This window comes from Bowdeniella nasicola (assembly GCF_001907295.1).
Classification (GTDB): domain Bacteria; phylum Actinomycetota; class Actinomycetes; order Actinomycetales; family Actinomycetaceae; genus Bowdeniella; species Bowdeniella nasicola.
On record NZ_MQVR01000009.1, the window covers coordinates 45118 to 53358 of the forward strand.

8 protein-coding genes are annotated in these 8241 nt (G+C 65.8%); all 8 read left to right on the forward strand.

Going from position 1 to position 8241, the window contains the following annotated elements; translation table 11 throughout:
- Positions 1 to 61: 61 nt before the first annotated feature.
- Genes hrcA through BSZ39_RS02810 form a run of 8 tightly spaced genes read left to right on the forward strand, consistent with a single transcriptional unit; the run spans position 62 to position 8180 of the window.
- Positions 62 to 1087 carry a heat-inducible transcriptional repressor HrcA gene (gene hrcA / locus BSZ39_RS02775; protein ID WP_073715867.1) on the forward strand — a complete coding sequence of 342 codons (1026 nt, stop codon included), beginning with the start codon at positions 62 to 64 and terminating at the stop codon, positions 1085 to 1087.
- Positions 1087 to 2205, forward strand: coding sequence for a molecular chaperone DnaJ (dnaJ, locus tag BSZ39_RS02780; protein WP_073715868.1), 1119 nt, complete (start codon positions 1087 to 1089; stop codon positions 2203 to 2205). Before hrcA ends, dnaJ begins: the two co-directional genes overlap by 1 nt.
- Positions 2202 to 2960 carry a 16S rRNA (uracil(1498)-N(3))-methyltransferase gene (locus BSZ39_RS02785; RefSeq protein WP_073715869.1) on the forward strand — a complete coding sequence of 253 codons (759 nt, stop codon included), beginning with the start codon at positions 2202 to 2204 and terminating at the stop codon, positions 2958 to 2960. Before dnaJ ends, BSZ39_RS02785 begins: the two co-directional genes overlap by 4 nt.
- A gap of 8 nt (positions 2961 to 2968) precedes the next feature.
- Positions 2969 to 3970, forward strand: coding sequence for a PhoH family protein (locus tag BSZ39_RS02790; protein ID WP_073715870.1), 1002 nt, complete (start codon positions 2969 to 2971; stop codon positions 3968 to 3970).
- Positions 3967 to 4419, forward strand: a complete 453-nt coding sequence (gene ybeY, locus BSZ39_RS02795) for an rRNA maturation RNase YbeY (protein WP_073715871.1) — start codon at positions 3967 to 3969, stop codon at positions 4417 to 4419. The genes BSZ39_RS02790 and ybeY overlap by 4 nt, the downstream gene beginning before the upstream one ends.
- Positions 4416 to 5699 carry a hemolysin family protein gene (locus tag BSZ39_RS02800; protein ID WP_073715872.1) on the forward strand — a complete coding sequence of 428 codons (1284 nt, stop codon included), beginning with the start codon at positions 4416 to 4418 and terminating at the stop codon, positions 5697 to 5699. Before ybeY ends, BSZ39_RS02800 begins: the two co-directional genes overlap by 4 nt.
- On the forward strand, positions 5696 to 6664 hold the full coding sequence (era, locus tag BSZ39_RS02805) for a GTPase Era (protein ID WP_083602887.1): 969 nt from the start codon (positions 5696 to 5698) through the stop codon (positions 6662 to 6664). The genes BSZ39_RS02800 and era overlap by 4 nt, the downstream gene beginning before the upstream one ends.
- A complete protein-coding gene (locus tag BSZ39_RS02810; RefSeq protein ID WP_143180340.1) occupies positions 6630 to 8180 on the forward strand; it encodes an alpha/beta hydrolase family protein in 1551 nt (516 codons plus the stop codon). The genes era and BSZ39_RS02810 overlap by 35 nt, the downstream gene beginning before the upstream one ends.
- Positions 8181 to 8241: the final 61 nt, after the last annotated feature.

Consider the following 8241-nt stretch of genomic DNA (forward strand, 5'->3'; position numbering starts at 1 on the left):
GAGCGGTAGACTTGGCACTCGATAGGGGAGAGTGACAGGCTAGCCGAGAGGAGGGCATCCGATGGCGAGCGACCGCCGACTGCAGGTTCTGCAGGCAATTGTGCAGGACTACGTCAACACCAAGGAGCCCGTCGGCTCCCGCGTTCTTGTCGAGCGCCACCAGCTCGGCGTATCTCCCGCGACCATCCGCAATGACATGGCCGCGCTGGAAGAAGCCGGCCTGATCACCCAGCCGCATACCTCGGCCGGTCGGATCCCGACGGACCTCGGCTACCGGGCGTTCGTCGACCAGATCTCGCGGCTGAAGCCACTATCACCGGCAGAGCGACGCGCGATCGAGACACTCCTGCACGACGCCGTCGACCTCGAAGACATCATCGACCGGTCCGTGCGGCTGCTCGCGACACTGACCCAGCAGGTCGCGATCGTCCAGTATCCGTCGCTGCATCGCGCCGCGATCCGTCATCTCGAGATCGTCCAGCTCACGCCGCGCCTGCTGCTCCTTGTCATCATCACGGACTCGGGCCGCGTCGAGCAGCGCACCGTCGGGTGCCTAAGCGAACTGACCGAAGACGAACTGCATGCGCTCAAGACCGCGGTGAACGCCGCGATCGTCGGGAAGAAACTGCCCGAACTCGATAAGCCCCTCGGCGAGCTCGCGACGCTCGTTCCGCATGATCTCGAACCGCTGCTCGCGGCCATCAGCCAGGAACTCGTGCGAATCCTCGAAAGCGAATCGGTGGATCGCGTCGCACTCTCTGGTACGGCGAACCTCGCGCGTACCCCGTCGGACTTCCCGCGTTCCATCGGCCCCGTTCTCGAAGCGCTTGAAGAGCAGGTCATCTTGCTCAAGCTGCTTTCCGAAATGACCGATGATGCGGCCGTCACCGTGCGGATCGGGTCGGAGACGCATCATGATTCGCTCGCCGAAACCTCTCTTGTGACCTCGACGTATGCGGCACCTGCGGAATCCCTTGCGGCCCTCGGTGTCATCGGGCCCACGCGGATGGACTATCCCGCCACCATGACCATCGTGCGGGCAGTCGCCCGTTACATTTCCCGAATCCTGTCTGGAGAAGACGAGTAGTGAAGAATTACTACGACATCCTGGGCGTATCTCAAACGGCCAGCAGCGACGAGATCAAGCGTGCCTACCGCAAGCTCGCTCGTAAGCTTCACCCCGATGTCGCCGGCCCGGGTTCCGAGGACGAGTTCAAAGACGTCCAGCGGGCCTACGAGGTGCTCTCCAACGCCGAGAAGCGCCAAATGTATGACCTCGGGGGCGAATCGGCCCTCGGTGGCGGCGGGATGCCCGGTGGCGGCTTCGGAGGCTTTTCCGACTTCTTCGACACGTTCTTCTCGGCCGCGACCGGTGGGGCGGGCAACGGTCCGACGCCGCGCGGACGCCGCGGCCAGGATGCGCTGGTGCGACTCGATATCAGCCTCGACGAGGCCGTATTCGGCACGCCGAAGGACATCCGCGTCGATACCGCGGTCGTGTGCTCCATGTGTGACGGGTCCTGCTGCACACCGGGCACGAGCCCGATGACCTGCCGCACCTGTGGCGGCCGCGGCAGTGTGCAGCGCGTCGCACGCTCCTTCCTCGGCCAGGTCATGACGACCGCGCCGTGCCCGGACTGCCGAGGCCACGGCACCGTCATCGAAACGCCGTGTACGGAATGCTCCGGCGACGGACGCGTGCGCACTCGCACGACGATCACCGTCGATATCCCGGCCGGCGTCGACTCCGGTACCCGGATCCGCATGACCGGGCGCGGCGAGGTCGGACCCGGAGGCGGTCCCGCCGGTGACCTATACGTGGAAACGCACGTCATGTCGCATCCCGTCTTCGCGCGTCAGGGCGACGATCTGCACTGCACGCTCACTATTCCGATGACCGCGGCAGCGCTCGGCACCGTCATCACGCTCGAGACGCTCGATGGCGAACGCGAGTTTACGGTGAAGGCCGGAACGCCCGGCGGACACACCGAGGTCTTGCGCGGCCTCGGCGTCACTCACCTGCGGGCTGCGGGCCGCGGTGACCTCCTCGTCCACATCGACGTCGCGGTCCCCACGAGCCTGTCGAGTGAGCAGAAGGAACTGCTCGAGCGCCTCGCCGAACTGCGCGGCGAAGAGCGCGTCGAGCCGACGATCGCACCGGCGTCTTCCGTCTTTAGCAGGCTCCGCGAGAAGATCGGGCTGTGACCGCTCCCGTCTTCGTCGACCCGCAGCTGTCTGCTGCGCGCGTGGGGGAGTCCGTCGCCCTCAGCGGCGACGAGGCGCGCCATGCGATCGCCGTGCGGCGGATTCGCGAAGGCGAGATCATCCACGTCGTCAATGGGCGTGGCCTTCGCGTCATCGGCGAAGTGACGGCGGCGAGTAAACCCGACAGTCGACTCAAGCTGCGTGCGATCGAGGTCGTGACCGAGGCGGCCGCTGAGCCGCGTCTGACGCTGATCCAAGCCCTTGCGAAGGGTAGCCGCGATGAGGCTGCCGTTGAGATGGCGTGCGAAGTCGGCGTTGATGACGTCGTGCCGTGGCAGGCACAGCGCTCGGTCGTCACGTGGCCCGCGGCGAAGGCCGAACGGCGGCGGGAGCGTTGGGAGTCGATCGCGCTCGCAGCGGCAAAACAGTCGCGGCGTGCCTTCGTCCCGACCGTTTCCGCGATGGCGACCTCGCGTCAGCTGGCCGAACAGATCCGCTCCGGCGGCTGTTGGCTCATTTTGCACGAGAGCGCCACGCAGTCGATCCTCGATATCGACCTGCCCGAAACGGAGCAGATCGCGGTCATCGTCGGCCCCGAGGGCGGCATTAGCGACGAAGAGCTCGAGCTGTTCGCGAGCGCCGGGGCGACGCCGGTGATCGTCGGCCCACACGTCATGCGCTCCTCGACCGCCGGACCGGTCGCGATCGCTCACCTCGCCTCGCGGATCGGCCGCTGGAATAGCCGCGTAGACTGATACCAGCTATGACTGATACCAGCTTCCGGCAAGACACCATCACCATTCCCGACGACCTCGACCCCGTCGGCCTGTTCGGCATGCGCGATGAGGTCCTTTCCAGCCTCGAAAAGGGCTTCCCGCGCATCAGCCTGGGCGTGCGCGACCGCGTCGTCACGCTATCCGGACCCTCCGGCGACGTGACGACGGCGCTGCACCTGATGGAAGAACTCATCCAGATCGCGCGCACCGGAACGCCGCTCACCGCCGACGCGGTCGATCGCGCGATTTCGATGGTGCGCTCGCACGCGGGCCGTCCCTCTGAGGTCATGACCGAAGACATCGTCTCGGCGCGCGGCAAGACGATTCGACCGAAGACGCTGGGGCAAAAGAAGTACATCGACGCGATCGACCAGAACACGATCGTCTTCGGCATCGGCCCTGCGGGTACCGGCAAGACCTATCTCGCGATGGCCAAGGCCGTTGTGGCGCTGCAAATGCGCAAGGTTAACCGCATCGTCCTCACCCGGCCTGCCGTCGAAGCGGGCGAGTCTCTCGGCTACCTGCCCGGCTCGCTGACCGACAAAATCGATCCCTACCTGCGGCCGCTGTACGACGCGCTGCACGACATGGTCGACCCGGATTCGATCCCGTCCCTCATGGCGGCGGGCACGATCGAGGTAGCACCGCTCGCGTATATGCGCGGCCGCACGCTCAATGACGCGTTCATCATCCTCGACGAGGCACAAAATACGTCGCCCCAGCAGATGAAGATGTTCCTCACGCGGCTCGGCTTTAACTCGACCGTGGTCGTCACGGGCGATATTTCGCAGGTCGACCTCCCGCGCGGGACTGCCTCGGGGCTGCGCGTCGTGCAGGAGATCCTCACCGGGGTCGATGACGTCGAGTTTTGCTACCTCACGTCGGCCGATGTGGTGCGACATCGCCTCGTATCCGAGATTATCGATGCCTACGAACGGTGGGATGCCACGCGCCCGGCGGCGTCCCACCAGGGGAGGGATAAGCGATGAGCGTTGAGGTAGCGAACGAAACCACGGCCGATATCGAGCTCACCGAGTTTGCCGCGCTAGCCCGGTTCGTGCTCGACGAAATGCACGTGCACCCGCAGGCAGAACTGTTCTTGCATTTCATCGACGAGGCCGAGATGGCTGAACTCCACCTCAAGTGGCTGGACCTTCCAGGTCCCACCGACGTCATGAGCTTCCCGATGGACGAGGTTCGTCCCGGCAAGGACAGTGAACAGCTGTCGGAAGGCTGCCTCGGCGATGTCGTGATCTGCCCATCGGTCGCGGCGGCGCAGGCGCGCGATGCCGGGCACAGCGCGACCGAAGAGATGCTGCTGCTCGCCACGCACGGTATCTTGCATCTGTTGGGATTTGACCACGTCGAGGAAAAAGACGAGAAGGTCATGTTCGACCTGCAGCGCAAACTCCTCTTGACGTTCCTCGCTGGCCGATGAACGAGGTCCCGGTCCTTCCGCTCATCCTCCTCGCCGTCGTCGGCCTGATCATCGGCGCCATCCTCACGGCGGGGGAGGCCGCGCTCACCCGCGTGACCCGGGCGCACGCCGCCGACTTGATCGCCGAAGGCAAGCTCCGAGCCCGTAAGGTCGAGCGGCTCGTCGCCGACCGCCACAGTGCGATCCTCGGGACCGGATTTATCCGCGTCCTCGCGGAGATGACCGCCGCCGTCGCGATCACGCTCGTGCTCGCGACCCTCGTCAAAACGTGGTGGGCGGTGCTGGCCAGCGCGGTCGCGATTTCCGCCGTGCTGCTCCTACTCATCACCGGTGCCTCACCGCGCCGGCTCGGCCGTCGCCACCCCGCCAACGTCTCACACACGCTCGCCCCGATCCTTCTGGCCCTTGCGACCCTGGGCCGACCCATCTGGGCGCTGTCGCTGCGCTTTACGCCGAAGGCCGCCCGCACGCGGCGCGAGCAGAGCGCCGATACCGCCGAAGAGATGCGCGACATGGTCGACCTTGTCTCCGAATCGGAACACTTAGAGGACGACGAGCGCGAAATGCTCCACTCCGTCTTCGAGCTCGGCCGCACCATTACGCGCGAAGTCATGGTGCCGCGCACCGAAATGGTGACGATCGATGCGGGAACGACGCTGAAGAGCGCGATGAAGCTATTCGTGCGCTCGGGATATTCGCGGATCCCCGTCGTCGGCGATGACGTCGAAGACCTGCGCGGCATCCTGTACTTGAAGGACCTCCTGCGCCGCCTCGAGGCGCCCCACGGCGATGCCGAACCGCCGCCCGTCGAGCACGTCGCCCGCACCGCGGAATTCGTCCCCGAGACGCTGTTGGTCGACGAACTGCTCGAGCAGATGCAAACCCGCAGCTTCCATATGGCGATCGTCGTCGACGAATACGGCCTCATCGCTGGCCTCGTGACGCTCGAGGACCTCTTGGAAGAACTCGTCGGAGAAATGACCGACGAACACGATCACGCCGAACCCGAAGTCGAAGACCTCGGCGATGGCACCTGGCGCGTGCCGGCGCGCCTGCCCGTCGACGAGCTGGGCGAAATCTTTGACCTGCCCGTCGACGATGACGACGTCGATACCGTTGGCGGCCTGCTCACCAAGGCGATCGGCCGCGTCCCGATCGAAGGCGCCCGCGCCGAGGCCCAGGGACTGGAACTCATCGCGGAACGCGCCGGGGGACGGCGCCGTCAGATCGAGACGGTTCTCGCACGTAGACTATGGCAAGAAGACGAAGAGGAGTCATGAACTTTCCCAGCGACGAGGAGCTGATGTCCGGCGAGGACGTCACACCAGAGCATCTGATTGCCGAATACCCCGAGGACTTCCGTGCCGGATTCGCGTGCATGGTGGGCCGACCGAACGTCGGTAAATCGACGCTGACCAACGCCATGGTCGGCCAGAAGATCGCTATCACGTCGCTGCGGCCGCAAACCACGCGCCACACCATCCGCGGCGTCATCCACCGCGACGACGCCCAGCTCGTCCTAGTCGACACGCCCGGCTTCCACCGGCCCCGCACGCTGCTCGGAAAGCGGCTGAACGACGTCGTGCGTGAAACGCTCACGCAGGTCGATGTCATCGTCGTGTGCCTGCCGGCGACCGACGAGATCGGCCCCGGTGACCGGTTCATCGTCTCCGAGGCCGCGGCCACGAAGACGCCGATGGTCGCCGCGATCACCAAGACGGACCTGGCGGGCAAGGATCGCACCGCACGGGCACTGATCGAGGCTAGCCAGCTCGCGGACTTCGTCGACCTCGTCCCCGTCTCGGCCGTCTCCGGACACCAGGTCGACACGCTCACCGACGTCCTCATCTCGCACGTGCCGCTCAGCCCGCCGCTGTACCCCGCCGGGGACATCACCGACGAGCCGGAAAACGTCCTCATCGCCGAATTTGTGCGCGAAGCCGCGCTCGAAGGCGTGCGCGAGGAACTGCCGCACTCCCTGGCCGTCGTCGTCGAGGAGACGCGGCGCATGCCCGCGAAGAACGGCGGCGACATGCTCCACGTGTACTGCACGCTGTACGTCGAGCGCGACTCGCAAAAGGCGATCGTCATCGGCCGCGGCGGCTCGCGGCTGCGCGATGTCGGCGCGCGCGCCCGCCAGCAGATCCAGGCGCTGTTGGGCGAGATGATTTACCTAGATTTGCACGTTAAAGTCGCAAAGGATTGGCAGCGTGACCCTAAACTCCTTGGACGCCTCGGCTTCTAAGGACAAGGCGCGCACGCCCAAGAACGGGGCGATCATCGCGCTGATCCTGGTGGCCGTCATGGGCTTTACGCTGCTCGGGTCCATCTCCGGCCCCGGCTGGGCGCCCACGCCGCTGACGGCGAGCTTGACCGTCCAACGCGCCGATACCTCGATCGGCTCTCGCGCTCTGACGGCGCCCCAGGGCTCCTACGAGACGAGCGTCGAGGTCGTGACGATCAAACTGACCGACGAGGTTAGCGTCCTTGCCAGTGTCTACCGTCCGATCGGTGCGCCGGGCAAACGGCCGGGCATGGTCTTCCTGCATGGCGCCGGGACTGCGACGCACCGCCAGTTTGAGCCGCACGCGCGGGCGATCGCGTCGACGGGCATCGTCACGATCGTGCCCGATAAACGCCTCGATACCTACACGACGGCCGAGCGCGATTACGTCGCCATGGCGCGCGATTACCGCGCGTCTGGTGAATACCTGCAGTCGCTACCGGAGATCGACCGCACGAAGGTCGGGTACTACGGCGAATCTGAAGGCGCGTATATCGCGTCGATCATCGCCGGGAGCTACCCCGATAGCGCATTCCTCATCCTCGTCTCGGCGCCGGTCGTGCCGCCGCGCGAGCAGGCGACCTATGCGACCGATAACTACCTGCGCAATACGCACGTGCCGGAGCCGCTTCTGACGATCATCCCGCGCGGGCTCGGCCCCCAGATGCCCGGCGGTGTCCTGTCATATGCCGACTTCGATGTGCGTCCCTATCTCGAACGCGTCAAAGCGCCCGTGTTCATGGCGTATGGCACGGGCGATACGTCGATGCCGATCGTCCAGGGCGCCCAGCAGGTCATCGCCGATATCGCGAAGAATGGGAATTCCGCCTACACGGTGCGCTACTACGCGAACGCGAACCACGGCATCAAGGTCAACCAGCAGATTGTGCCCGCCTTCCTGCGCGACGTGTCGCGCTGGACCGCCGGCCTGCCGGATACCGCGAAGGCCGAACCCCGCGTCGCAGGCGAGCAGCCGGTCCAGCAGTTCCTCGCCGAGCCGCCGCCGAAACCGAAGTGGTATGCCGACGGGGACATGATCGTCATCGGGCTGCTCGCCGGCCCCGCCATGGTCGTGGCACTCCCGCTCCTCGGGCTCGCTACCGGTGGCATCACGCGGCTCGTGCGGGGCCGACGTGGCGAGCGCGCCATGGGGGTCTCGCGTGCGGCGACGTGGACACTGCTACGTACCTCGAGCGCCGCAGCTCTGGCGGCGATTGGGGCGTGGGTGCTGTATATCGCCTATATCGTGACGGTCGCGAACCTCGCCGTGAACTACCGGACGAACGCGCTTGCGGTCGATGGCGGCTGGGCGGTCACGCGCATGGCCGCGATCATCGCCGTGGCCGCGCTCATCTTTGCGGTGCGGGCCCTCATCCAAACTCACCGCGACCCGGTGCGCCTGCCGGTGTGGCTCGCGATCACCCTGCTCGGTCTGCTCGGTGGCAGGGTGTCAGGAAGTTTGTGTGTGAGGCTCTGATCTAGAAGGAGTTTCACCGATAATGACTACGGTGTCACCGAAGAAAAGCCACGACCCGGCG

Excerpts from the sequence above, each read along its gene's own strand:
- BSZ39_RS02800 (WP_073715872.1), top strand. The coding sequence starts at position 4,416 with ATGAACGAGGTCCCGGTCCTTCCGCTCATCCTCCTCGCCGTCGTCGGC.
- hrcA (WP_073715867.1), top strand. The coding sequence starts at position 62 with ATGGCGAGCGACCGCCGACTGCAGGTTCTGCAGGCAATTGTGCAGGAC.
- ybeY (WP_073715871.1), top strand. The coding sequence starts at position 3,967 with ATGAGCGTTGAGGTAGCGAACGAAACCACGGCCGATATCGAGCTCACC.
- BSZ39_RS02790 (WP_073715870.1), top strand. The coding sequence starts at position 2,969 with ATGACTGATACCAGCTTCCGGCAAGACACCATCACCATTCCCGACGAC.
- era (WP_083602887.1), top strand. The coding sequence starts at position 5,696 with ATGAACTTTCCCAGCGACGAGGAGCTGATGTCCGGCGAGGACGTCACA.